At 66.4% G+C, this 24111-nt stretch carries 26 protein-coding genes and 1 pseudogene; 10 read left to right on the forward strand and 17 right to left on the reverse strand.

All coding sequences use genetic code 11. The features are described 5' to 3' along the window. Nucleotides 1–114 precede the first annotated feature (114 nt). The 5 genes from EO170_RS06420 to EO170_RS06440 all read right to left on the reverse strand — a co-directional run bounded on the left by EO170_RS06420 (nucleotide 115) and on the right by EO170_RS06440 (nucleotide 5427). Nucleotides 115–1359, reverse strand: coding sequence for a cysteine desulfurase (locus EO170_RS06420; RefSeq protein WP_126943436.1), 1245 nt, complete (start codon nucleotides 1357–1359; stop codon nucleotides 115–117). Continuing rightward, complete coding sequence (gene sufD / locus EO170_RS06425) at nucleotides 1356–2618, reverse strand: Fe-S cluster assembly protein SufD (RefSeq protein WP_126943439.1); 1263 nt, start codon at nucleotides 2616–2618, stop codon at nucleotides 1356–1358. The genes EO170_RS06420 and sufD overlap by 4 nt, the downstream gene beginning before the upstream one ends. After that, nucleotides 2618–3382: a Fe-S cluster assembly ATPase SufC gene (sufC, locus tag EO170_RS06430; protein ID WP_126943442.1), complete on the reverse strand. Its 765-nt coding sequence runs from the start codon at nucleotides 3380–3382 to the stop codon at nucleotides 2618–2620. The genes sufD and sufC overlap by 1 nt, the downstream gene beginning before the upstream one ends. A 112-nt stretch (nucleotides 3383–3494) precedes the next feature. Continuing rightward, complete coding sequence (gene sufB / locus EO170_RS06435; protein ID WP_104583080.1) at nucleotides 3495–4952, reverse strand: Fe-S cluster assembly protein SufB; 1458 nt, start codon at nucleotides 4950–4952, stop codon at nucleotides 3495–3497. Nucleotides 4953–4968: 16 nt separating this feature from the next. Continuing rightward, nucleotides 4969–5427: an SUF system Fe-S cluster assembly regulator gene (locus tag EO170_RS06440; protein ID WP_115677640.1), complete on the reverse strand. Its 459-nt coding sequence runs from the start codon at nucleotides 5425–5427 to the stop codon at nucleotides 4969–4971. Nucleotides 5428–5598: 171 nt separating this feature from the next. Here EO170_RS06440 and EO170_RS06445 point away from each other — a divergent pair, with 171 nt between their 5' ends. Both EO170_RS06445 and EO170_RS06450 read left to right on the forward strand, forming a co-directional pair. Next, nucleotides 5599–6066 carry an SET domain-containing protein-lysine N-methyltransferase gene (locus EO170_RS06445; protein WP_016902346.1) on the forward strand — a complete coding sequence of 156 codons (468 nt, stop codon included), beginning with the start codon at nucleotides 5599–5601 and terminating at the stop codon, nucleotides 6064–6066. 106 nt (nucleotides 6067–6172) lie between these two features. After that, nucleotides 6173–6715 (forward strand): type 1 glutamine amidotransferase domain-containing protein, encoded by a 543-nt coding sequence (locus EO170_RS06450; protein ID WP_119127825.1) that lies wholly within the window; start codon nucleotides 6173–6175, stop codon nucleotides 6713–6715. Between the two features lie 147 nt (nucleotides 6716–6862). Here the strand turns inward: EO170_RS06450 and EO170_RS06455 are convergent, their stop codons facing one another. From EO170_RS06455 to EO170_RS06485, 7 genes are all read right to left on the reverse strand, one after another. Beyond that, nucleotides 6863–7459: a DUF1439 domain-containing protein gene (locus EO170_RS06455; protein ID WP_104583083.1), complete on the reverse strand. Its 597-nt coding sequence runs from the start codon at nucleotides 7457–7459 to the stop codon at nucleotides 6863–6865. 56 nt (nucleotides 7460–7515) lie between these two features. Next, complete coding sequence (locus tag EO170_RS21585; RefSeq protein ID WP_164740933.1) at nucleotides 7516–8058, reverse strand: hypothetical protein; 543 nt, start codon at nucleotides 8056–8058, stop codon at nucleotides 7516–7518. 54 nt (nucleotides 8059–8112) lie between these two features. Further along, nucleotides 8113–8421, reverse strand: a complete 309-nt coding sequence (locus EO170_RS06465; RefSeq protein ID WP_104583084.1) for a DUF3861 family protein — start codon at nucleotides 8419–8421, stop codon at nucleotides 8113–8115. Between the two features lie 92 nt (nucleotides 8422–8513). Next, complete coding sequence (locus EO170_RS06470) at nucleotides 8514–9092, reverse strand: M23 family metallopeptidase (RefSeq protein WP_126943445.1); 579 nt, start codon at nucleotides 9090–9092, stop codon at nucleotides 8514–8516. Between the two features lie 175 nt (nucleotides 9093–9267). Further along, nucleotides 9268–9693 carry an HU family DNA-binding protein gene (locus tag EO170_RS06475; RefSeq protein WP_104583086.1) on the reverse strand — a complete coding sequence of 142 codons (426 nt, stop codon included), beginning with the start codon at nucleotides 9691–9693 and terminating at the stop codon, nucleotides 9268–9270. A 602-nt stretch (nucleotides 9694–10295) separates the two neighbouring features. Further along, nucleotides 10296–11150: a pyrroline-5-carboxylate reductase gene (gene proC, locus EO170_RS06480; protein WP_126943448.1), complete on the reverse strand. Its 855-nt coding sequence runs from the start codon at nucleotides 11148–11150 to the stop codon at nucleotides 10296–10298. 74 nt (nucleotides 11151–11224) lie between these two features. Then, complete coding sequence (locus EO170_RS06485; protein WP_126943451.1) at nucleotides 11225–11917, reverse strand: YggS family pyridoxal phosphate-dependent enzyme; 693 nt, start codon at nucleotides 11915–11917, stop codon at nucleotides 11225–11227. Nucleotides 11918–12241: 324 nt separating this feature from the next. Between EO170_RS06485 and EO170_RS06490 the strand changes: the two genes are divergently transcribed. The 3 genes from EO170_RS06490 (at nucleotide 12242) to EO170_RS06500 (ending at nucleotide 15449) form a co-directional block, all read left to right on the forward strand. Continuing rightward, nucleotides 12242–13279, forward strand: a complete 1038-nt coding sequence (locus EO170_RS06490) for a type IV pilus twitching motility protein PilT (protein ID WP_104583089.1) — start codon at nucleotides 12242–12244, stop codon at nucleotides 13277–13279. Nucleotides 13280–13384: 105 nt separating this feature from the next. Continuing rightward, complete coding sequence (locus tag EO170_RS06495; RefSeq protein ID WP_016902355.1) at nucleotides 13385–14515, forward strand: PilT/PilU family type 4a pilus ATPase; 1131 nt, start codon at nucleotides 13385–13387, stop codon at nucleotides 14513–14515. Nucleotides 14516–14774: 259 nt separating this feature from the next. Next, nucleotides 14775–15449, forward strand: coding sequence for a YitT family protein (locus EO170_RS06500; RefSeq protein WP_164740962.1), 675 nt, complete (start codon nucleotides 14775–14777; stop codon nucleotides 15447–15449). A 13-nt stretch (nucleotides 15450–15462) separates the two neighbouring features. Here EO170_RS06500 and EO170_RS06505 read toward each other — a convergent pair whose 3' ends face one another. From EO170_RS06505 to EO170_RS06515, 3 genes and pseudogenes are all read right to left on the reverse strand, one after another. Further along, entirely contained in the window at nucleotides 15463–16362 is a 900-nt protein-coding gene (locus tag EO170_RS06505) for a DUF72 domain-containing protein (RefSeq protein WP_126943454.1), read from the reverse strand. Nucleotides 16363–16585: 223 nt separating this feature from the next. Then, nucleotides 16586–17848 (reverse strand): annotated as a pseudogene (locus tag EO170_RS06510) (hypothetical protein). Continuing rightward, nucleotides 17845–18384: a DNA-3-methyladenine glycosylase I gene (locus EO170_RS06515; RefSeq protein WP_104648127.1), complete on the reverse strand. Its 540-nt coding sequence runs from the start codon at nucleotides 18382–18384 to the stop codon at nucleotides 17845–17847. Before EO170_RS06515 ends, EO170_RS06510 begins: the two are co-directional and overlap by 4 nt. A 345-nt stretch (nucleotides 18385–18729) precedes the next feature. On the opposite strand from EO170_RS06515, the gene EO170_RS06520 reads away from it, so the two are divergent. The 5 genes from EO170_RS06520 to EO170_RS06540 all read left to right on the forward strand — a co-directional run bounded on the left by EO170_RS06520 (nucleotide 18730) and on the right by EO170_RS06540 (nucleotide 22141). Beyond that, nucleotides 18730–19296 carry a YqgE/AlgH family protein gene (locus EO170_RS06520; RefSeq protein ID WP_115677633.1) on the forward strand — a complete coding sequence of 189 codons (567 nt, stop codon included), beginning with the start codon at nucleotides 18730–18732 and terminating at the stop codon, nucleotides 19294–19296. Further along, nucleotides 19289–19756 carry a Holliday junction resolvase RuvX gene (gene ruvX, locus EO170_RS06525; RefSeq protein WP_126943457.1) on the forward strand — a complete coding sequence of 156 codons (468 nt, stop codon included), beginning with the start codon at nucleotides 19289–19291 and terminating at the stop codon, nucleotides 19754–19756. Before EO170_RS06520 ends, ruvX begins: the two co-directional genes overlap by 8 nt. 15 nt (nucleotides 19757–19771) lie before the next feature. Beyond that, nucleotides 19772–20719, forward strand: a complete 948-nt coding sequence (locus EO170_RS06530; protein WP_126943460.1) for an aspartate carbamoyltransferase catalytic subunit — start codon at nucleotides 19772–19774, stop codon at nucleotides 20717–20719. A gap of 239 nt (nucleotides 20720–20958) precedes the next feature. Beyond that, complete coding sequence (locus tag EO170_RS06535) at nucleotides 20959–21399, forward strand: OsmC family protein (protein ID WP_104648124.1); 441 nt, start codon at nucleotides 20959–20961, stop codon at nucleotides 21397–21399. Between the two features lie 145 nt (nucleotides 21400–21544). After that, nucleotides 21545–22141: a glycine zipper 2TM domain-containing protein gene (locus tag EO170_RS06540; RefSeq protein WP_164740935.1), complete on the forward strand. Its 597-nt coding sequence runs from the start codon at nucleotides 21545–21547 to the stop codon at nucleotides 22139–22141. Between the two features lie 126 nt (nucleotides 22142–22267). Here the strand turns inward: EO170_RS06540 and EO170_RS06545 are convergent, their stop codons facing one another. Both EO170_RS06545 and EO170_RS06550 read right to left on the reverse strand, forming a co-directional pair. Then, the gene (locus tag EO170_RS06545; protein WP_126943463.1) at nucleotides 22268–23149 is read right to left on the reverse strand and encodes a PhzF family phenazine biosynthesis protein; all 882 of its coding nucleotides are present in this window, start codon (nucleotides 23147–23149) and stop codon (nucleotides 22268–22270) included. A 31-nt stretch (nucleotides 23150–23180) separates the two neighbouring features. Next, nucleotides 23181–24059 carry a PhzF family phenazine biosynthesis protein gene (locus tag EO170_RS06550; protein WP_126943466.1) on the reverse strand — a complete coding sequence of 293 codons (879 nt, stop codon included), beginning with the start codon at nucleotides 24057–24059 and terminating at the stop codon, nucleotides 23181–23183. Nucleotides 24060–24111: the final 52 nt, after the last annotated feature.

The raw sequence follows: 24111 nt of genomic DNA on the forward strand, positions 1-24111 counted from the left end.
TGCTCTGAGTCTTGTCATGGGCACGTGCGCCAACGCACGGAGGTCTGGCGCACGCGCTGCAGGGTAGCGAAGGGGTCTTCCGAATCCCCAATGCCGAATCCCCAATCCCCGCCTTCAACCCAGCAGGCGACGCACCTTCACCAGCGCAGCGACGAAGCGCTCGATCTCGTCATGCGTGTTGTAGAACGCCAGCGAGGCGCGGCAGGTGGCGGCGACGCCGTAGTACTGCAGCAGCGGGTGCGCGCAGTGCTGGCCCGAGCGCACCGCGACGCCTTCCAGGTCGAGCAGGGTGGCCAGGTCGTGGGCATGCGCGCCTTCGATCAGGAACGACACCACCGCGGCCTTGTCCGGCGTGGTGCCGAAGATGCGCAGGCCGTCGATGCGCTGCAGCTCCTCGGTGAAGTGCGCCAGCAGCTCGGCCTCGCGCGCTTCCACATGCGCCAGGCCGACCGACTCCAGGTAATCGACCGCGGAGCCCAGGCCGATGAATCCGGCGATGTTGGGCGTGCCGGCTTCGAACTTGTGCGGGGCCTCGTTGAACACCGTGCCCTCGAAACTCACTTCCTTGATCATCTCGCCGCCGCCCAGGAACGGCGGCATCGCCTGCAGGTGTTCGCGACGCGCCCACAGTGCGCCGGTGCCGGTGGGCCCGCACATCTTGTGGCCGGTGATGGCGTAGAAATCGCAGCCGATGCCGGCCACGTCGATACGCCGATGCGGCGCCGCCTGCGAGCCATCCACCACGGTGACGATGCCGCGCTTGCGCGCCTCGCGGCAGATCTCGCGCACCGGATTGACCGTGCCCAGCACGTTGGACACATGCGTGATCGCCAGCAGCTTGACCTGCGGCGTCATCGCCTTGCGCAAGGCGTCCAGATCCACTGCACCGTCCGGGGTGATCTCGGCCACGCGAATGGTGGCGCCGGTGCGTTGCGCCACCAGCTGCCACGGCACGATGTTGGCGTGGTGCTCCATGCGCGAGATCAGGATCACATCGCCGGCGCCCAGGCGCGGCAGCGCCCATGAATAAGCGACCAGATTGATCGCAAAGGTCGTGCCGCTGCACAGCACCAGTTCGTCGGCGCGTACGTTGAGAAAGCGTGCCAGCTTGCTGCGCGCGCCTTCGAAGGCATCGGTGGCCTCGGTGCCCAGCGCATGCACTGCGCGGCTCACGTTGGCGTTCTGGCGACGGTAGAACTCGTCGGTCGCGGCGATGACCTGCAGCGGCTTCTGCCCGGTGTTGGCGTTGTCGAAATAGATCAGCGGCTTGCCATGCACCTGCCGCATCAGCAACGGGAAATCCGAGCGCACGCGCTCCCAGTCCGGCGCGGCGAGGTGCGTGGTGGCGGGCGCGTTCATGCCACGCCTGCCGAGGTCAGTGCGCGATCCAGCTGCAGCGCCAGCACCGCGCCCAGCGCGCTGGGCAGCATGCGCAGCGGCTCGTGGCAGAACGCGGCGCTCAGCAAACGCTGCGCCTCGGCCTGTGGCAGGCCGCGCGAGCGCAGATAGAACAGGGCATTGTCGTCAAGCTGGCCGACGGTGGCGCCATGCGCGGCCTGCACTTCCTCGGCATCGATCACCAGCACCGGCTGGGTATCGATCTCGGCATTGGCCGACAGCAGCAGGTTCTTGTTCGACAGCCGCGCGTCGGTGCCGTCGGCGCCGGGACGGATGTTGATGCCGCCGTGGAAGACCACCCGGCTGCGATCGGCGCCCACGCCGCGCCAGACCAGCTCGCAGCTGGTGTCGCGGGCGATGTGCGCGATACCCAGGCGTGTATCGACATGGCGGCGGCCGTTGCCGAGCAGCACGCCATTGGCGGTGAGCTGGGCGTTGTTGCCTTCCAGGCGCACGTTGAGCTCGTGGCGCGACAGGTTGGAACCCAGTTCTAGATCCACGCGCTGGTAGCGCGCATTGCGCGCCAGCACCGCGTCGGTGCGCAACAGCGACGTTGCGTGCGCACTGTCGGCCTGCACGCGCGCATGCGACAGCACCGCATCCTGGGCCAGATGGACATGCATCAGGCTGTTGTGCAGATGCGCGGCATCGCCGACATGCAGGTGATGCTCGACCACGTTCAGCGCAGCGCCGGCGCGCAGTTCGATCAGGTGACGGTGATGCCAGGACAGGTCATGCTCGCCGGCCACGCCGATGAAGACCAGGTGCAGCGGCGCCTCGATCTGCGCGCCATCCTGCACGCGCACCAGCACGCCTTCGTCGGCAAGCGCGGCATTGAGGCGCGCGAAGATCTCATCGCTGCCTTCGAAACGGCGGCCAAGCAACTGCTGCGCGTCGTCGCCTGCGGCCAGCGACGCGGACAAGGTGTCCAGCTGTACGCCGTCCGGCAGCATCGACAGGTCGCTCAGTGCGTCGGACGGGCGGCCGTTGACGAATACCAGCCGCGGCGACGGGATCTCGTTCAGCAACGCGGCGTCGATCAACGTCGGCACCAGCGGCGCGGGCTGGAAGCTGCGCCGCTCCAGCTGCCGCAGCGAGGTGTATTTCCAGGCTTCGGCGCGCGGGCCGGGCAGGCCGGTCTGCAGCGCGGCATCGAGCTCGGCGCGGCGCGCATCGTTGCCGCTGAAGCCACGGGCGAGGGATTCCAGCAGGGCGCTCATCAGGCAGCCGCCTCGGGCACCACGCGGTCCTTGAGGAAGTGGTAGCCGTGCTTTTCAAGCTCCAGCGCCAGTTCCGGGCCGCCGCTCTGCACGATGCGGCCTTCGGCCAGGACATGCACCACGTCCGGGGTGATGTAGTCGAGCAGGCGCTGATAGTGGGTGATCACCAGGAACGAACGCTCCGGCGAGCGCAGCGCGTTGACGCCGTCGGCCACGCTCTTGAGCGCGTCGATGTCCAGGCCCGAATCGGTCTCGTCCAGGATGGCGAGCTTGGGTTCGAGCACGGCCAGCTGGAAGATTTCGTTGCGCTTCTTCTCGCCACCGGAGAACCCTTCGTTGACGCCACGGTGCAGCAGCTCGTCGTTCAGATGCAGCACGGCCAGTTTCTGCCGCACCAGCTTGAGGAACTGCATCGAGTCCAGCTCGTCCTCGCCACGCGCCTTGCGCTGTGCATTGAGTGCCGCGCGCAGGAAGTAGGTGTTGTTGACGCCGGGGATTTCCACCGGGTACTGGAAGGCCAGGAACAGACCGGCCGCCGCGCGTTCTTCCGGCGGCAGCTCGAGCAGGTCCTTGCCTTCGAACTGCACGCTGCCGGCGCTGACCTCATAGCCGTCGCGCCCGGCCAGCACATTGCCCAGCGTGGACTTGCCGGCACCGTTGGGCCCCATGATGGCGTGCACCTGGCCCGGCTGGATGTCCAGCGACAGGCCCTTGAGGATGTCTTTGCCGGCGATGCTGGCGTGGAGGTTGTTGATCGTAAGCATGGGAATAGGGAATCGAGAATAGGGAATGGGTAATGCGAGACGTTGGCGCGGCAAGGAGCAGGAAAGAGAACCGATACCGATTCTCCATTCCCCACTCCCGATTCCGTCGGCGTCAGCCGACGCTGCCTTCCAGCGAGACTTCCAGCAGCTTCTTGGCTTCCACTGCGAACTCCATCGGCAGCTCGCGGAACACCTGCTTGCAGAAGCCGTCGACGATCAGCGACACCGCGTCTTCCTGGCTGATGCCGCGCGCGCGGCAATAGAACAGCTGGTCGTCGCTGATCTTGGAGGTGGTGGCCTCGTGCTCGACGGTGGCGCCGGGGTTCTTCACCTCGATGTAGGGGAAGGTATGCGCGCCGCACTGCTTGCCGATCAACAACGAATCGCACTGGGTGTAGTTGCGCGCGCCATCGGCATTGCGGTCCACCTTGACCAGGCCGCGATAGGTGTTCTGCCCGCGCCCGGCGCTGATGCCCTTGCTGACGATCTTGCTCTTGGTGCGCTTGCCGATGTGGATCATCTTGGTGCCGGTATCGGCCTGCTGACGGTGATGGGTCAGCGCCACCGAATGGAACTCGCCGACCGAATCGTCGCCGAGCAGCACGCAGGAGGGATACTTCCAGGTGATCGCCGAACCGGTTTCGACCTGGGTCCAGGTGACCTTGCTGCGCGCGCCGCGGCACTCGGCACGCTTGGTGACGAAGTTGTAGATGCCGCCACGGCCTTCCTCGTCGCCCGGATACCAGTTCTGTACGGTCGAATACTTGATTTCGGCATCTTCCAGCGTCACCAGCTCGACCACCGCCGCGTGCAACTGGTTCTCATCGCGCATCGGCGCGGTGCAGCCTTCCAGATACGACACATAGGCCTTGTCCTCGCACACGATCAAGGTGCGTTCGAACTGCCCGGTGTGGCCGGCGTTGATGCGGAAATAGGTGCTCAGTTCCATCGGGCAACGCACGCCCTTCGGGATGAACACGAAGCTGCCATCGGAGAACACCGCCGAGTTGAGCGCGGCGAAATAGTTGTCGCCGACCGGCACCACGCTGCCCAGATATTGCTTGACGATCTCCGGGTGTTCCTTGATGGCCTCGGACATCGAGCAGAAAATCACGCCCTTTTCGGCCAGTTCCTTGCGGAAGGTGGTGCCGACCGAGACCGAGTCGAACACTGCATCCACTGCCACGCCGGCCAGCCGGGCGCGCTCGTGCAGCGGCACGCCGAGCTTGTCGTAGGTGTCGAGCAGCTCCTTGGGCACGTCGTCCAGCGAGGCGTACTTCGGGCCCTTGGGCGCGGAGTAATAGCTCAATGCCTGGAAATCGATCGGCGAAACCTTCAATTTCGCCCATTCCGGCATCGGCATCTTCAGCCAGTGCCGATACGCCTCGAGACGCCAGTCGGTCATCCATTGCGGCTCGTCTTTCTTGGCCGACAACGCACGTATGACGTCCTCGTCCAGGCCGGGCGGGAGCGAGTCCGATTCGATCTCGGTGATGAAGCCGGCGTCATAGCGTCGGCCCAACCGTTCGATGATTTCGGCATTCTGCGGGGGTGCAAGTTCGGTGGCCATCGGGCTGCCTACAGGGTCAGGTGGTCGCGACGCGTGCGGCGATGGAACGCCGACGGCCGTCGCCAGGGAGAGAGAGGGGCTGCAACATCTGGGCGAGCGTGACGCGACGCAATGCATCGCCGACCACGTCGTTGATCAGGCGCCAGTTGGAGCGCACCCCGCATGTCTGCGCGATGCCGCACTGGCTGTGGTCCTGGCTGCATTCGGTGATCGCCAGCGGGCCTTCCATCGCCTCGACGATCTCCACCAGCGTGATCTCGCTGGCCGCGCGCGCCAGGCGGTAGCCGCCATGCACGCCGCGCAGCCCTTCGACCAGGCCCGCCTGCGACAGCGGCTTGAGGATCTTGCTCACGGTCGGCGGTTCCAGGCCGGCCTGCTCGGCCAGTTCGCTGGCGCTGAGCACCTGCCCGCAGCGCGCTGCCAGGACGGTCAACACGACGGTGGCGTAATCGGTGAGTTTGGTGACGCGCAACATGAGAAGGCGATAACCTTAAAGCGGACCGAAATTGTACTCTTTCCGGCCGGGCAGGGCCACCGCCCGGTTCAGCCGCCGGCAAGCGTGCGCCGTTGCGAGCGATGGTGCGCTTGTGCTTGGCGCATCGTCGCACTGCAGTCACAATGAGCGGCCCCATCACTGGACCCCTTCATGTCGCGCAAAGTTGCCGCCCGCAAGTCACGTATCCACGGCAATGGCATGTTCGCCCTCGCCGCGCTCCGCAAGGGCGAGCGCATCATCCAGTACAAGGGGCGTTTGCGCACGCACGCGGAAGTGGATGCCGATGACACCGGCGATGTCGAAAGCGGGCATACCTTCCTGTTCACGCTCAGCGACGACTACGTGCTGGATGCCAACTACGAGGGCAATGTCGCGCGCTGGATCAACCACAGCTGCAATCCCAATTGCGAAGCGGTGATCGAAGAGGCCGAAGGCGACGACCGTAGCAAGGACAAGATCTTCATCGAGGCCAAACGCGCGATCAAGGCCGGCGAAGAGCTCACCTACAATTACGGCATCACGCTGGCCGAGCGGCATACGCCGCGTCTGAAGAAGATCTGGGCATGCCGCTGCGGGTCCAAGAACTGCACCGGCACCATGCTGCAGCCCAAGCGCTGAGCACGCGCGTGCGGCTGCCCGCACTGACGCGGCGCACACATCGGTTCACCCACGTGCAACAGCTGCACGACTAGCGTGCGGGCTTCTTTTCAGCAAGGAGTCCCCCATGTCTTATTCGCTCTCCGGCAAGACCATCGCCGTGCTCGCCACCGACGGCTTCGAACAGTCCGAACTGACTGAGCCCAAGCGCCTGCTGGAATCCTGGGGCGCCAAGGTCGATGTGATCGCGCCCGGCGACGCCGCGCAGATTCGCGCCTGGGACAAGACCGACTGGGGCGATTCGGTGCCGGTGGACCAGCGGCTGGACCAGGCCAAGGTCGACACCTACGATGCGCTGGTGCTGCCGGGCGGTGTGCTCAACCCCGACACCTTGCGCGGCGACGCCAAGGCGATCGCATTCATCCAGGCCTTTGCCAGCGCAGACAAGCCGGTTGCCGCGATCTGCCACGGCCCGTGGCTGCTGGTGGAAAGCGATCTGGTGCGCGATCGCGACGTCACCTCGTGGTCGTCGGTCAAGACCGACCTGCGCAATGCCGGCGCACGCTGGCAGGATGCAGAGGTCGTTGTCGACGGGGCGCTGATCACCAGCCGCAAGCCAGACGATATCCCGGCCTTCACCGCCGCGGTGGCCAAGGCCCTGGCGGCCTGATCGCGTCGTTGCAATGGTGACGGCATGAAAAGCAAAGGCCCGGCGTGGTGGCGCCGGGCCTTTGTCTTGTTCAAATAATGGTTCGCATGAGTTGGCGCAACGGCATGACGGCGTACGTCCATGCTGCGTCGCGACCGGTGCGAGGGCCTATTTCCCGGACAGTGCGGCTGCCGGCACCAGTTGCTCGATGTTTTGGTTGAAATTGACCGCGACGCGGCCGTTCTGGATGCCGACCGATTCCACCTGCACATTGCCCATCACCGCCGCGATGGCCGGGTCGATGCGATAGATCGGCTCCTTGCGCGCGTAATCGGCCAGCCAGGCATTGAGCAGCTGGCGGGTGCTTTGGTCGAGTCGTGCGCCAGCGTTGGCCGGGCGGAAGTCATCGATGGTGGGTTGATCCAGGTAAAAGCCCTGCTTGGCGGTGTCGTAGCGCAGTGCGCTGGTCAAGGTCACATTGCCGACCGGTGCGGGCGCGCCGCCGGCAGTGGCCAGCGCCAGATCGAATGCCATCTTGAGCCGGTCGCCCGGCGGCAGCGACAGCGCCGGATTGCTGACCGTCATCTCGACCAGGCCGCCCAACGCATCATGCGTCTGCGGGAAGCGGCCACCCAGGAACTGCTGCAGGTCGCTGCCCTGCACGCTGATCTGGTGCCCCTGGATCTGCGGCGTCGCCCACGCGCCGGTCGTCGGTAGCGCCAGAGCCAGGGCAAGCAGGGATCCGGCAAGCGAACGCAGTTTCATCGGGTGACTCCGGCAACAGGTGGAGATCACCTTAGTCGGTGCCGGTGAACCGTGGGTTAGCGCAATACCGGGTGCAGGGTGGCCGAATAGATCTCCCAGTCATCGCTGCCGCTGCGCGGCTGCAGCCGGTAAGCGCCGGCCAGGCGTTGGGTGCCGGTGTCGGTGCGCACGATCAGTCGCACCGGCACTTCGATCAGGCGCGGGGGCTGCGCGTGGTCCAGTGCGATGGGCGGGTCGTTGTCGATGCGCATCGACTGGATGTTGGTAATGCTGCGCAGCGCCGCATCGTCCGGTACCGGCGCAGGGCGACCACCGCTCCACAGTGCATCGGCATCGCCGCGCGCCGCGCCGGGCAAGGCGCCCAGATACCGCTGCACGGTTGCGCTTGCTTTGGCGACGTTGGCGCGCGCGGCGGCATCGTCAAGGTTGGCATCGGTTGCGGGTCGTGCGGGCGCATCGCCCTCGGTGGCGACCCCTGGCGTCTTGGTTGCCGCCATGACTTGCGAGGACGCTGCCGCGGCGGTTTCTTCGTCAGCGCTGCGATGACAGCTGCAACCGGCGATGGCCGCTGCAAACATGACGATCCCCAGCCCACGCATGGCGCATCTCCCGTCCCCGATGCGCGCAGTGTAGCGATCACCGCGGCGTCGGTCTCAGCTGCCGGGAGCCGGCTGCACGCGCTGCAGGCGCTCCAGCAGCAACTGCAGTTTTGGCCGCAAGGCCTCCAGCGCATCGCTTGGCTGCGCGCGCGGGCGGGCGGCCAGGTCTTCCAGCAGCTGCGAACCGACGGTCAGTGCGGCGCATTCGTCACTGCTCAGATCGCGTCGCAGGTGCAGTTCCTCGAGCAGCCGCATCCAGTCGGCACGCGAGCGCTGTTCGAATTCGATGGTGCAGCGATCGCTGCAGGGGCGGCCATCGCTCTCGATGGGCGTGACCGTAATGCGATAGCGTTTTCGGGACATGGAAAGGGCGTCGTTCCTTGGGCTGACTCCACCATAGGCGCAGCCAGCAACGGCCTCGATAGCGCGGGCCATGACGCAGTGTTCCAGCATGCTCACTGTGCCGGCTGTGGCACGGGTTTGCGCAGCAGCGGCAGCGGATCGTACGCACCGTTGCGTCCATAGACACCATAGTGAAGATGCGGCGGCGTGCCGCGCGCGTTGCCGGTGGTGCCGACCATGCCGAGCCGTGTGCCGGGCTCGACGACATCGCCAACGGCCAGGCCGGCGGCCCAATCGTCCAGGTGCGCATAGTAATGGCGTTCCATCGCCGGCCCGAGCACCCAGACCTGTTTGCCGCCCAGGCCTTGATCGCGGATGCCACTGACCACCCCGCGCGTTGCGGACAGCACCGGCGTGCCGCGCGGCGCGAAGATATCCACGCCGGCATGGCGTCGGTCGCGACCGCGCGGCGCGCCGAAGGTATCGGCGATGCGGCGCGCCTGCACCCCTTCGACCGGTACCGATAACTGTGCCGGTGGCGGCATGCGCGACAACTCCCAGCTGGTGCGCAGTTGTTCGGCAATCGGCAATTGCCATGCCCAGCGCGCCGCCACACCCAGGACGCACAACAGCGCAATCGACACCAGCAGGCGGCGCAGGCGACGTGCAGGGCTGCGGGCTGCCGACGGCATCGGTGTGGATGGGCGGGGAGACGATGGATCGGTCACATGCACCTGCTGCGTTGCGAATCAGCGTGCAGGGTAGGCAAGTGCCGATGAGCGGCATGTGGGTAGTGAGGCGGGCGGTCACGCGCGCAAAAAAAAGACGGCCCGCAGGCCGCCTTCGTGGCACCGGAGGCATGCTCGATTAGAGCGCGGCGTCCTTCAACTTCTTCAACAGGCGCGCCTTGACCTTGAAGCTGGCCGGCTTCGCTGCAAAGGTCTGCTCTTCCTTGGTGAACGGGTTGATGCCCTTGCGCTTCGGCTTGGCCGGCACGTGGACGCTGGTCAGCTTCAGCATGCCCGGCAGGGTGAACGAGCCGGCGCCCTTCTTGTTCAGCGACGAATGGGCGGCCGTTTCCAGCGACGCCAGAACAGCGCGAACGTCCTTCGGAGCCAGCTGGGTGGATTCGGCAATGTGCGCGACCAGGCCGGTCTTGCTCAGCGCTTCCTTGATCGGCTTCGGCGCAGCGGACTTGGCAGCAGCGGCCTTGGCCGGCTTTGCGGTCTTGGTCGCGGCGACCTTTTTCACTGCCTTCTTGGGGGCAGCCTTCTTAGCGGCGGTTTTTGCCATGAGTTATGTGTTCCGTGATCGTTGGTGGTGTTGGGTCTGCCGACCCGGTCGGCAACGCGAAATGTAGGGCAACTGCTGCGCGCCGCCAATAGGCAAACGATGAAACAACCGAAAAAAAGCGTCTTTTGACGGGGATTCGTTCACCGCTGGCAGAAAACCCCCGCCAAAGCGCTGTCGAAGCGGCTGCAATGCGCATGGCGATGCGGTGTCTGACGCACAGCAGCAGGTCGTTTGCGCGAAGGCATGTGTGCTTTTTTGCAGCGCGCTCGGTGCCGAGCGTCGCTCACGGTGTGCTGCCGGCGGTGGCGTTCGCTGCCGCGATCAGCGTTGCTGCGTGGCGACGCCTTGCAGGAGACGTCTGGCGTTGCCGGCTGTTGGTACGCGTACCCGAGGCCTTGTTCGATCCGTCGATCCGCTGCGTTCGCGCTGTTGCTGCCATGTGCGCCAGTCACGTGCGCCGGGTTTTTTCCTGCACCTGGCAGGCGCCGATGCGCGACGCGTCGTGACGGTTCCACCGCACAGTCGCCTTGGCACTCCCGCGCGCGGCACGGCCGGCCGCTGCGAGACATTCCTGCTTTGGATGATGTCCCGTCACCGGTCGACTAATCATTGGCCGCCGACAAGCTGCGGCCGCGTTCGGTCGCTGCGGCAATCGCCTGGGCGGTGAGCGCTTCGAACTGGCCGGCCTGAAAAGTCTCGATTGCCGCCTGCGTGGTGCCGTTGGGCGAGGTCACCCGGCGGCGGAGCAGCTCCGGTGCTTCGCCCGATTCGGTCAGCATGCGCGAGGCACCGAGCAGGGTCTGCAGCACCAGTGTGCGTGCGGTCTCGGCTGGCAGGCCTTGCGCACGCGCGGCGGCTTCCATCGCTTCGGCCAGCAGGAACACATAGGCCGGACCGCTGCCGGAGACCGCGGTCACCGCGTCCATCTGCGCTTCGTCGTCGATCCAGACGGTGACACCGGCGCTCTCCAGCAAGCCGGTTGCCTGCGCGCGTTGCTCGTCGGACACGCGGGAATTGGCATACAGCCCGGTGACGCCGGCGCCGAGCAGCGCGGGCGTATTGGGCATCGCGCGCACCACCGCAAGGTTGCCGCCGGACCAGCGCTCCAGCTGCGGCGCGGTGATGCCGGCGGCGATGGACAGCAGCAACGGCTGTTGCGCCTGCGCAAGATCGGCCAGCTGCGCGCATACCGCCGGCAGCACCTGCGGCTTGACCGCCAGCACCCAGACGGCTGCGCTCTCCACCGCGCTGCGTGCCTGCTCCACGGCATGCACGCCGAAATCGCGCGCCAGCGCATCGCGCAGTTCGGCCACCGGCTCGGCGACGCGGATGCTGGCAGCGGGGACGCCTTGCCGGATCAGCCCGGCAATCAGGCTGCGCGCCATGTTGCCGCCACCGACGAACGCGGTGAGCGCAGCGGCAGCAGGCGAGGGCGCGGGGGCGGAGGGCAGAGTCATTGCGACACCTTAAATAAGAGGGAGCAGGATAAGAGGGCGCAGCGACGCTGCGCGCCGCTGACCGGAAAGCATGCTCAGGACGCTGCGGCAGCAGATGAAGCGCGTTCGCCGAACAAGGCAGTTCCCACCCGCACCATGGTCGCGCCAGCTGCGATCGCTTCGGCAAAGTCCGAACTCATGCCCATCGACAAGGTATCCACCTGCGGATACCGGCGCTTGAGGTCTTCGAACAGGTTCTGCATGCGGGTAAACGCCGCCATGCGGCGCGCCTGCTCGGGAAACGGCGCGGGGATCGCCATCAGGCCGCGCAATTGCAGCTGCGGTTGCAGCGCGATGGCTGCGGCCAGGCCGTCGACGGCCTCCGGCGCGCAGCCGTGCTTGCTGTCCTCGTCGTCGATATTGACCTGGATCAGCACATTCAACGGGGCGCGATCGGCCGGGCGGTGCCTGGCCAGCGGTGCGATCAGCTTGGCGCGGTCCACGGTCTGCACCCAGTCGAACCACTGGCTGGCCAGTTCGGCCTTGTTGGATTGCAGGTGGCCGATCAGGTGCCACTCCAGTCCCAGCGTCTGCAGTTGGGCGATCTTGGTTTGCGCTTCCTGCACGTAGTTTTCGCCGAACGCCCGCTGGCCCTGCGCCGCCAGCGCGGCAACCGCATCCGCCGGCCGAGTCTTGGACACTGCCAGCAGGCGCACATCGGCGCGCGCGTGCCGAGCCGCGGCGGCGTGGATGGCATCGAGAATCTGCTGCAGCGACGAAGCCGGCACGTGGCAATCCAGGCGGGAAAGGAACGCTATAGTGCCGCCCCCGGCAGCGTCCTTCCAGCCGGGTTGCCGAATCGGGCCGGCCAAGGACGCTGCACCGGCGCGCGGCGGTGCCGGGACCGGCCGCAGGCGTGGCGAGCCGGCAGTCGATGCCCGAGCCGGACCAGGCAAGGAGCGTGCCCGCACCGCAGCCCCAAACCAACGCCTTCAGGCCCGCCCGATGGTGCCGGCCTGAACCGGCCGCGCGCCGCTTCCCGCCGGCAGCCAGAACGCTATACTGCCGCTTGGGGAGTAACTTCCAATCGCAGCCTAGGGGAAAAGCAGCGCATGGATATCGCTGAACTATTGGCGTTTTCTGTCAAGAACAAGGCATCGGACCTGCATCTTTCGGCTGGCTTGCCGCCGATGATCCGTGTCGATGGCGATGTCCGTCGCATCAATATTCCGGCTCTGGACCACAAGCAGGTACATGCGCTGGTCTACGACATCATGTCGGACAAGCAGCGTCGCGATTACGAGGAATTCCTCGAGGTCGACTTCTCGTTCGAGATCACGTCGCTGGCGCGCTTCCGCGTCAATGCGTTCAACCAGAACCGCGGCGCCGGTGCGGTGTTCCGTACCATTCCGTCCGAAGTGCTGACGCTGGAGGACCTGGGCTGCCCGCCGATCTTCCGCCAGCTGATCGACCAGCCGCAGGGCCTGATCCTGGTCACCGGCCCAACCGGTTCGGGCAAGTCGACCACGCTCGCCGGCATGATCGACTACATCAACAAGAACGAATACGGCCACATCCTCACCGTCGAGGATCCGATCGAATTCGTGCATACCTCGCAGAAGTGCCTGATCAACCAGCGCGAAGTGCACCGCGACACGCACGGCTTCAACGAGGCGCTGCGCTCGGCGCTGCGCGAAGACCCGGACATCATCCTGGTCGGCGAATTGCGCGACCTGGAAACCATCCGCCTGGCGTTGACCGCCGCCGAAACCGGCCACCTGGTGTTCGGCACCCTGCACACCAGCTCGGCGGCCAAGACCATCGACCGCATCATCGACGTGTTCCCGGCCGGCGAAAAGCCGATGGTGCGCTCGATGCTGTCCGAATCGCTGCGTGCGGTGATTTCGCAGGCGTTGCTCAAGAAAGTGGGCGGCGGGCGCACCGCCGCCTGGGAAATCATGGTCGGCACCCCGGCCATCCGTAACCTGATCCGCGAGGACAAGGTGGCGCAGATGTACTCCTCGATCCAGACCGGCCAGCAATACGGCATGCAGACGCTGGACCAGCATCTGCAGGACCTGGTCAAGCGCAGCCTGATCACGCGCAACCAGGCACGCGAATACGCCAAGGACAAGCGGATATTCGAGTAGCCGGGATTCGGGATTCGGGATTCGCAACGGCGGCTCCCGGACCGGACCCCGCTCTTGCGAATCCCGAATCTCCACTCCCGACTCCCTGCTCCCGAGGAGCACGCCATGAGCACCATCGACTTCACCTCCTTCCTCAAGCTGATGGCGCACCAGAAGGCGTCGGATCTGTTCATCACCTCGGGGATGCCGCCGGCGATCAAGGTGCACGGCAAGATCAGTCCGATCACCCAGACGCCGCTGACCGCGCAACAGAGTCGCGACCTGGTGCTGAACGTGATGACGCCGTCGCAGCGCGAAGAATTCGAAAAGACCCACGAGTGCAATTTCGCCATCGGCGTGTCCGGGGTCGGGCGCTTTCGCGTGAGCTGCTTCTACCAGCGCAACCAGGTCGGCATGGTGCTGCGCCGGATCGAAACGCGCATCCCCACGGTGGAGGAGTTGAGCCTGCCGCCGGTGATCAAGACGCTGGCGATGACCAAGCGCGGGATCATCATCTTCGTCGGCGCCACTGGTACCGGCAAGTCGACCTCGCTGGCGGCGATGATCGGTTACCGCAACCAGAATTCCACCGGGCACATCATCACCATCGAAGACCCGATCGAATTCGTGCACAAGCACGAGGGCTGCATCATCACCCAGCGCGAAGTCGGCATCGATACCGACAGCTGGGAGAACGCGCTGAAAAACACCCTGCGCCAGGCGCCGGACGTGATCATGATCGGCGAGGTGCGCACCCGCGAGGGCATGGATCACGCCGTGGCCTTTGCCGAAACCGGCCATCTGGTGCTGTGCACCCTGCACGCCAACAACGCCAACCAGGCGATGGACCGCATCATCAACTTCTTCCCGGAAGACCGGCGCAACCAGCTGCTGATGGATCTGTCGCTCAATCTCAAGGGCGTGGTCGCGCAGCAGCTGATTCCGACCCCGGATGGTCGCGGCCGGCGTGTGGCGATGGAGATCATGCTGGGCACGCCGCTGGTGCAGGACTACATCCGCGACGGCGAGATCCACAAGCTCAAGGAGATCATGAAGGAGTCCACCAACCTGGGCATGCGCACCTTCGATCAGAGCCTGTTCGAGCTGTACCAGGCCGGCGAAATCAGCTACGAAGACGCGCTGCGCTACGCCGACTCGCAGAACGAGGTGCGCCTGCGCATCAAGCTCTCGCAGGGCGGCGACGCCAAGACCCTGGCCCAGGGCCTGGATGGCGTGGAGATCGCCGAGGTTCGTTGAGCGATTGCAGTTGTGCTGCCGTGGCCGGTGGGAAGCAGGATGGCCTGCGCCGGGCGCGGCGTGTTGCTGACTGCAGCTGTCCGGTGCGCGATGCCAGCGGCGGATGGCGCCGCAGCGACACGGGCGCAGCGGAAGGCACGGACGGTGTGATGTTTCAGATGTAACCAGGTGCGCCGATAGTGTCTAATATCCGCACCCCACCGCAGTGCCCAGACCCGTGAGCCTTCCCGATTCCGATCTCCGTCCGGAGCAAGAGCCGTTGCCCGACGACGGTGCCGTGTTCACCTCCGGCCCGCTGACGCCGCCGCCGGATTCGGCCGGTACCAGCGCCGATGACCACGCGTATCACCACTCGGTGGCCGAGGATGCGCAAGGCATGGTGCTGGCGACGTTGGTGGCATCGCTGGGGCTGGCGATCTTTGCCAAGGGCGGCCTGATGATCGGTGGCATGGCCGGGGTGGCGTTCCTGCTGCATTACGCGTTGCACTGGAATTTCGGCCTGGTGTTCGTGCTGGTCAATCTGCCGTTCTATTGGTTGAGCGTGCGCCGCATGGGCTGGGAATTCACCTTGAAGACCTTCGCTGCGGTCGGCGCCTGCGGCGCGCTCACCGACCTGCTGCCGCGCTGGGCCGATTACGCCCACATCAGCACGCTGTTTTCGGCGATCGTCGGCGGCGCGCTGGCGGGCCTGGGCATCCTGTTCTTCATCCGCCATCGCGGCAGCCTGGGCGGCATCGGCATCCTGGCGGTGTACCTGCAGCGCGAGCGTGGCTGGAGTGCGGGCAAGGTGCAGATGAGTTTCGATGCGATACTCATGCTAGTCGCGTTCTTCGTGCTGACGCCGGACAAGGTACTGTATTCGGCCATTGGCGCGCTGATGCTGAGCCTGGTGCTGATGTTCAACCACCGGCCGCACCGCTACATGGGCGTGTGAGCGCGCAGCGGAATTACACGACCTCCTCGCGCGCCGGGCAGTCTGTGGGCAGGTCCAGTCGCTGCATCAGGCCGCGCGCATCGAACGGTGCGTGCACCTTCATGTCGTTGTCGAAATAGCAGTACACGTCGCGCCGCGCGCGCTTGCTGGCACGCGGCCCGACACGCTGCGCAGCGGAGGGCTCACCGCCTGCGGCCCAGGCCGCGATCCGCTCGCCCCAGCGGTCCAGAGCGTGGTCGCTGTAGCCGCTGGCATACAGTTGTGCGTCGCCATGCAGCCGCAGGTAGACAAAGTCGGCAGTGACATCCTCCAGGTACGGAAACTTGCCTGCAGTGTCGGCCACCACCACGCCCACCTTGTGCTTGCGCAGCAGCTTCATGCAGGACGGGTCGCAGAAGCTGGAATGGCGCATTTCCAGCGCATGCCGTAGCGGGCGCTTGCGATCGACGCTCAAGGCCGTGCGCCCCTGCATCAAGGTGGTGTCGCGTTTGCGCGCCAGGGTGAGTGCCGCCTCGGTGTCGTGCGGCAGGTTGGAGAGAAATGCATCCAGCACCGCTGCGTCAAAGCGCAGGCTTGGCGGCAACTGCCACAGGATCGGCCCTAGCTTTGGCCCCAGCCGCAGTACGCCGGATGCAAAGAAGTTGGCCAGCGCCTGTTCGCAATCGCGCAGCCGCTTCATATGCGTGACAAACCGCGGTCCTTTGACCGCGAAGACGAAGTCGTCCGGCGTCTCGTCATGCCAGCTCTGGTAGCTCTCCGGCCGCTGCAGCGAATAGAACGAGCCATTGATTTCCACGCTGGGAAAACAGCGCCCGGCGTAGGCCAACTCGCGCCGCTGGGCCAGGCCAGTCGGGTAGAACGTGCCGCGCCAGCGTGCATAACGCCAGCCTGAAATGCCGATGCGGATGCTCATGTGCCGACCATGCCGCGACGGGTGTGCAGTGATCGTGGATGCTGCGGCAAGGCCGCGTCATCTAGTGCGCCGCGTGCGTGCGAGTGGATAAGCGGGACGGCATTGTCGAAACGATCGCGCCGCTGCAAGGCGGGCGCGGCCGGTGCGCGGAGTAGGCATGGAGCGCGCCCCGGTACCCGCCTGGTGCGCAATCACTGTCTGGCTGGCGGCGCGTTGCGTGCGGTCAGTCTTGTGAGGAATCCACAGGCGCTGCGGTGATCAATGTAATGCCGCTGCGCTCGCGCATTGACAGCAGCGGCAGGTTCGCAAACTGGTTGCCGGGCGCGTCGTAGAGCCACAGCACGCAGCACTCGGTATTGGCGCTTTGGAAGCTACTGCGGAACGCCACCACGCTGGCGCTGTAGCAGTCGCTGCCGTGGCGCACGCCAAGATCGGCGACAAAGTCGAACGTGTAATGCCCGGCGTCATGCCATGGCCATTGCGCCTGCAGCTCGGGGTCGCTGCTCTCGGCGGGCGTCGGGCAGCGTGCATCTGGATCAGGCGAGCGTTGCCGGCCTTGCGCATTCAGGCGCAGGTGCTGCAACTGGGTGTCTACCGCGGCACGCATCGCCGGGTGTTGCGCCAGCCAGTCGTCCGCTTGGCGTTCCTCGGGCAAGCGCTCGGCAGCAGCCTTGCGCGGCGCCGCCAGCGTGTGCTGGTAGCGATAGCGGATCTGCAGTGCCTGGGTTGGGTCGCGCTCGGGCGGGCAGCGGCGACAACGGGCGCGACAGGGCCAACGTGTCCTGGAAATAATCGCCGTCGCGGTAGGCCGCATAGCTGCGTCCATCGATGCGTAGCCAGTACAGCGCTTGGTCGCCACCGCGGCCGCTGATGCTGAATCCAGCGTCCGCTCCTATATCCGCTGGCGTACCTGTGGGCGTGGGGGCGGCTGCGCGGAAGCCATCGTTATGACCCGCAGCACTGTGATTTGGGTAAATAGACCGGTGCCGCCCACATAGGCGTCATCCAGCAGATCGCGTTGGCCGTCCTCGTCCAGGTCGATCAGGGTGTAGTGGTGGCTGCGGTTCTCGGAGAGATCGTCTGCTTCGCTGGTGGTGCGCGCGCGGTAGGCTTGCAGCGCGTGCCACTCGGCATCGGTGACGCCGGCCGGCTGCGTGGGTGACACCGCCTCGGATGGGTCTTCCGCCGGATCCGGGCTCGCAATGTCGAAGCTTTGCCCGCTGGTAGCGGCGTAGCGTTTCATCACGGTGTCGATGGGCGTGGGGTCGCTGGCCGGCACGGCGGCAACGTCACGGCGCAACTGGTCCAGCACCTGCGTCAGCGAAAGCCCAGGCACCTTGTGCGCGTCTGCCTGCGGCACTGCCGCGGCGAAGGCAATCAGCAACCCGCCAATGCTCAGCGAGCAGCGCAGGCGAGAGGTGTGATGCGGTGTGGCCGCGGCACGGAGTGCTGGCGCCTCGCACGCGGCACGCAGGGTGTCGCTCACGCGCTGCGCATCCAGGGCGGCGACAGTGCCTGAATGTCCGCAAATACCGGGCACTCGGGATGGTGCGCGCCGGGCAGGTAGCCCAGGCTCATCAGGAATTCGCCAGTGATCTCGCCGCCGGTGAAGCGGAAGGTCTTCTTGAACAGCTTGACCCAGGCGGCTTTGTCGAGCGGGTGCTGCGCGTCCAGCCATTGCGCGAAGCTGCCGTGCGTGGTGCGCAGCTGCTGGATGACCTGCGCGTTGTGGATGGCCGCCAGCACCTTCAGCCGGTTGCGGATGATGCCGGCATCGCCGAGCAGCCGTGCGATGTCGCTCTCGCCATAGGCCGCCACCGTGTCCACGTCGAAGCCGCCGTAGGCGCGCTGGAAGTTGCCGCGCTTGCGCAGGATGGTTTCCCAGCTCAGCCCGGCCTGATTGATCTCCAGCACCAGGCGCTCGAACAGCTCGGACTCCTCGCGTTGCGGAAAGCCGTACTCGTGATCGTGGTAATGGCCATGGACCGGATGGCCTGGGGCGATGCTGCAGTAGCCGCTCATGAGATGCCTGTTGTTGATGGACCGGTTGTAGGTGGACCGGCTGTGAGTGGACCAAGGGCCGGCGCTGTGGCCGGGAATCCGATGCACGGCCACAGCGACCGAACAGCGACGCGTGGGTGGATAGATCGACTGCCGTACCGGAGCAGATCGATCGCGGTAAGGCACAGCCTGTAGGGCCGCTGCGCAGCCGCCAGCAATCTGAATGGGCCGGCCTTGCCTGCCGGACCATCGGTGGCGTCTGCAAGGTCCAAGTCCATCGGTCACATCGGCAGTCCAATGACGTCCGCGTGCAGCAAGTATGGCAGCGGCTCTGCGCGCGGCGAAGCGAACGGCTAGAATGCGGCCATGTCCGTTTTGCCCACGCCTCTGGCCAACCAACTGCTGATCGCGCTTCCGGCGCTGTCCGATCCCACCTTTTCGCGTAGCGTCGCGCTGATCTGCCAGCACGACGAGAACGGCGCCATGGGCGTGCTGGTCAACCGGCCCTCCGAATACACCCTGGGCGAGGTCCTGTCGCAGATGGGTATCGACACCGTCGACGACCACCTGCGTGAGCAGGTCGTGCTCAGCGGCGGGCCGGTGCACCCGGAGCGCGGTTTCGTCATCCACGACGATGCGCGCGACTGGGATTCCAGCCTGGAAGTGGGGCAGGGCGTGTACCTGACTACCTCGCGCGACATCCTCGAAGCCATGGCGGCCGGCGAAGGCCCGCGCAATGCGCTGGTGGCACTGGGCTGTGCCGGCTGGGGCGCGGGGCAACTGGAATTCGAACTGGGCGAGAACAGCTGGCTGACCGCGCCGTCGGACGCCAATGTGCTGTTCGCCACCGCGCTGGAAGATCGCTGGCAGACCGCTGCCGGGCGCATCGGCGTGGATCTGTTCCGGCTGACGGATTATTCCGGGCATGCCTGAGGCGGGCGCGATCCGCCCCGATGGCACGGTGCTGGGCTTCGACGTGGGGTCGCGCCGGATCGGCGTGGCGGTCGGTACCGCATTGGGCGCCGGTGCGCGTGCAGTGGCGGTCATCCCTGTGCATGCGAATGGCCCGGACTGGGTCGCGCTGGACCGCGTGCACAAGGAATGGCGCCCCGACGGCCTGGTGGTCGGCGACCCGCTGACCCTGGACGACAAGGATCAACCCGCACGCAAGCGCGCACATGACTTTGCCCGCCAACTGCGCGAGCGCTATGCGCTGCCGGTGGTACTGATCGACGAGCGCTCCAGTTCGGTCGAAGCTGCGCAGCGCTTCGCGCGCGAGCGCGCCGACGGGCGCAAGCGCCGCCGCGATGCCGAGGCGCTGGACGCGATGGCGGCCGCGGTGATCGTCGAACGCTGGTTGGCCGCGCCCGACCAAGCCACCCTTCTTCCCTGACACTCCCGACCTGCGATGACCACCATGCAACTCGATTCGGACGGACGCCTGCGCCACCTGCTCACCCTGGAAGGACTGCCGCGCACCACGCTGCTGCAACTGCTCGATCGTGCCGGCCAGATCCGCGACGCGGCGGTGGGGCGCGTAGGCAAGCGCAGCGTGCTCGCCGGCACCGCGGTGTGCACGCTGTTCTTTGAACCGTCCACGCGCACGCGCAGCTCGTTCCACCTGGCTGCGCAGCGGCTGGGCGCGGACGTGCTCAATTTCGATGCCTCGACCTCCTCGACCCGCAAGGGCGAGACCGCACGCGACACCTTGAAGAACCTCGAGGCGATGGGCGTGCGCGGCTTTGTGGTGCGCCATCCCGACGACGGTGCGGTGGAAGCGCTGGCCGCGGCCGCAGGCGAGGGCACCGCGCTGATCAATGCCGGTGACGGCCGCAGTGCGCATCCCACCCAGGGCCTGCTCGACATGCTCACCCTGCGCCAGGCCAAGGGCACCGATTTTTCCAAGCTCAAGGTGGTGATTGTCGGCGACGTGAAGCACTCACGCGTGGCGCGCTCGGACCTGCATGCACTGCGCACGCTGGGTGCCGGCGAGATCCGCGTCTGCGGTCCGGCCAGCCTGCTGCCCGACGACGACATGCTGGACGGTTGCGTGGTCGGCCAGGACTTCGACGCCATGCTGGACGGTGCCGACGCCTTGATGATGCTGCGCCTGCAGCGCGAGCGCATGGAAGAAGGGCTGGTGCCGTCGCTGGAGCAGTATCACGCCGACTACGGACTCACCCGCAAGCGCCTGGCACGCGCCGGCCGGGACGCCGCCGTGCTGCATCCGGGCCCGATCAACCGCGGTGTGGAAATCACCGACGAAGTCGCCGACGGCGCGCAATCGTGCGTGCTGCGCCAGGTCGCCAACGGCGTGGCGGTGCGCATGGCCGTACTGGAAACCCTGCTAGGTTGAGCCAGCCCGGCGGCCGCGACCGCGCATCCACAATGCGGTCGCGGCCGCCGCCGGCCGAGCGTCTTCGCGCAGACGCTCGCAAAGCCCTTGCCATCAGAACGCGCGCGCAGCCTGCTCTTACCATTCCCGAATCCCGAATCCCGAATCCCGAATCCCGAATCCCGAATCCCGAATCCAGGCACCACGCCATAACATCCACTCGCCTATCGTGACCGCTCCTTTCATCGCAGGAGATCGCAATGGGTATTTCACGTCACGCCACCGCTCACTGGGAAGGCGACCTCAAGACCGGCAAGGGCCAGCTCAGCACACCGCAGAGCGGGCTGATGGACAAGACCCGCTACGCCTTCAGCAGCCGCTTCGGTGACGAGAAGGGCACCAACCCGGAAGAACTGATCGCCGCCGCGCATGCCGGCTGCTTCACCATGGCGCTGTCCGCTCAGCTGAGCGAAGCCGGTTTTCCGCCGACCTCGCTGGACACGCGTGCAGACGTGGACCTGTCGATGGAAGGCGGCCCGCAGCTGTCGCAGATCCGCCTCAAGCTCACCGCCGTGGTGCCGGGGATCGACGAAGCCAAGTTCCGCGAACTGGCCGACGCCGCCAAGAAGAACTGCCCGGTGTCCAAGGCGCTGAGCGCGGTGCCGATCAGCCTGGAAAGCGAGTTTTCCAACCAGGCGTGATCCCTGTGCGTGCGCCGGCGATGGTGGCCGGCGTACGCAGCTGGCGGCGACCTGAATAGGGCTTTGCACGGGCGGTTCGGTTCAGGGCGGTTTCACTGGTGCAGGCCGAGCATCGGCTGCGTGTCCTCCCTGTGAAGCTGCTGCAATGAAAACTCTCGTGCTTGGTGCTCTGGTGGTGGGTCTGGCCGTTGCAGGCAATGCAACCGCGCAGCGCTATGACAGCGGCTACAACGGACGTGGCAACTACGAGGATGGTCGCTACGAATATGCGCGGGTGGTGCGCGTGGACCCGATCATCGTCACCGATACGTACAACGAGCGCAGCAGCGAACGCTGCTACAACCGCCCGGCCGACGGCTACTACACCAGCAACGATGGCTATTACCGCGATGGTGGCAGCTACGGCCAGGCCGGCGTGTCCAATCGCGGGGTAGCCAGCGTGATCGGCGGAATAGCAGGTGCGGTGCTCGGCAGCCAGGTCGGTGGCGGCAATGGCCGCCTGGTCGGTACCGCCGTCGGCACCATGGCCGGTGTCGCGGCAGGCCGTTCGATCTACGAAGCCAATAACCGCAACTACCAGGGCAATGTCAGCGTCTGCGAGCCGGTGTCCTACCGCCGCGAACGCGATCGAGTCGATGGCTACGACGTGACGTACGAATACGCGGGCCGCACCTATCACACGCGTAGCGACTACAACCCGGGCGATCGCATCCGCGTGCGCGTGGACGTGCGTCCCGACTGAGCGCCGCGGCATCGCGCCGTGCTCGGGCGATCTCCATCAGCCGCTTGAATGACGAAAACGCTGTGGGAGGCTACAGCGTTTTTCGTTTCGACCCAGGCGCGCGTCAGCCGCAGGATCAGGCGGCGATCACGCCCAATCCAGCGTGCCGCGAATCACCGTCTGCACCTGGCCGCCCGACCATACGTCGCCATTGGCATCGATGCGCAATTCCAGCAGGGCGTCGAAGCCGATCTCGCGGCCCTGGCTGACCACATAACGGCGTTCCTTGCCGGGCAATGCGTTGCGACTGTCCAGCCAGGCGGCAAGCACCGCATTGGCCGCGCCGGAGGCGGCATCTTCGAAGCGCCGGCCATTGCCGACGAAGGCGCGCACCGCCAGATCGTAGGCGCCGGGCGCTGCGGCGCCGGCATAGGCGAACACGCCCATGCTGCCGGTGGATTCGGCCAGCGCGGCGATCGCCTCCCAATCCGGCTGCAGGCCGCGCAGTGCCGCTTCGCTGGCCAGTTCCACCACCCACCAGGTGCGGCCGCCGTCCATCAGCGCGGGCGGCAGCCCGCCGAGGGGCCAGCCGCGCAATGCATCGCGCAGGCGCGGGTCGTCGGCCTGCACCTGCTCGGCCACGCGCGCGCGCGGGGTGCGGATGGCGATGCTGCGGTGGCCTGCGATCTGCTCCACGCGCAGCGGCAAGTGGCCGGCGATGCCGTCCTGGATCAGCACGCCGTCGTCGGGCGCGGCCAGGCCGGCCTCCAGCACCGCATGTGCGGTGCCCACGCTGGGGTGGCCGGCAAACGGCACTTCCTTTTGTGGCGAAAACATCCGCAGCCGATAACTGCTGTGTGCGTCCGGCGCCGCAAACACGAAGGTGGTTTCCGGCAGCTTGGTCCAGCGTGCGATGGCCTGCATCGCGGCATCGTCCAGGCCTTCGGCATCCAGCACCACTGCCAGCGGGTTGCCGCTGCCGGGGTGGGCGGAGAACACATCCAGTTGCAGGAAGCGGCGGGTGGTCATGGTGGCGGATCCGCGAACAGGGCGCGGCAGCTTACCAATCGATGCGGCCTTCGATCACTTGCCTGGTCGTTCCGCCGATCCAGACCTCGCCTTGGTGATCCACCTCCACGTGGACGCGGCCGTCACGGCCGACCTCGCGGCCCTGGCTGGCGACATAGCGCGACGCCTCGCCCGGCACGCGGCCCTGGCCGTGCAGGCGCGCGGCAATGCAGGCGTTGGCGCTGCCGGTGACCGGATCTTCCGCAATGCCGTCGCCGGGGCAGAAGGCGCGTACCACCAGGTCCGCGTCGCCATTGGCCTGCGGCGCGTGGATGGCCAGGCCGGTGGCCGCGCTGGCCTGGGTCAGGCGGGTGATCGCAGACAAATCGGGCATCGCCTGGCGTACCGCCTGCGCGTCGGCCAGTTCCAGCAGCCACCAGCCGGGGCCGTTGTTCCAGAGGGCGGCCGGGTGGTCGGCCACGCGCAGACCCGCGCAGGCATCGTGCAACGCCGCGGCATGGATCGCGCCGGTCTCGATCGCTTGCGCACGCGGTGCCTGCAGCCGCACCAGCAGGGCGCCATGCCGGTCGATCACCTGCACCGGCAGCACGCCCGCCGCACATTGCTGGCGCATCCGGCCGTCCGGCTTGAATACCACCAACCCGTGGGTTGCCGCCGCCCATGCGGCGCCGACGCTGGGGTGGCCGGCAAACGGCAACTCGGCGCGCGGGGTGAAGATGCGGATGTGGTAATCCGCATCGGGCGCGCTGACCGGCAGGAAAAAAATCGTCTCCGACAGGTTCAGCCACGCGGCGATCTGCTGCATCTGCGCGGACGACAACGCCTGCGCGTTGAGCACCACGCCTAACGGATTGCCGTTGCCGTGCTGGCCGCCGAAGACATCCAGTTGCAGGTAGCGGTGCTTGCTCATGGGGCATGGATCTCGATCGATGGAATGCGCGTGGATGGTTGCAGCGCAAACC

This window comes from Xanthomonas sp. BRIP62409 (genome assembly GCF_003992965.1).
In the GTDB taxonomy this organism is placed as follows: Bacteria; Pseudomonadota; Gammaproteobacteria; order Xanthomonadales; family Xanthomonadaceae; genus Xanthomonas; species Xanthomonas euroxanthea.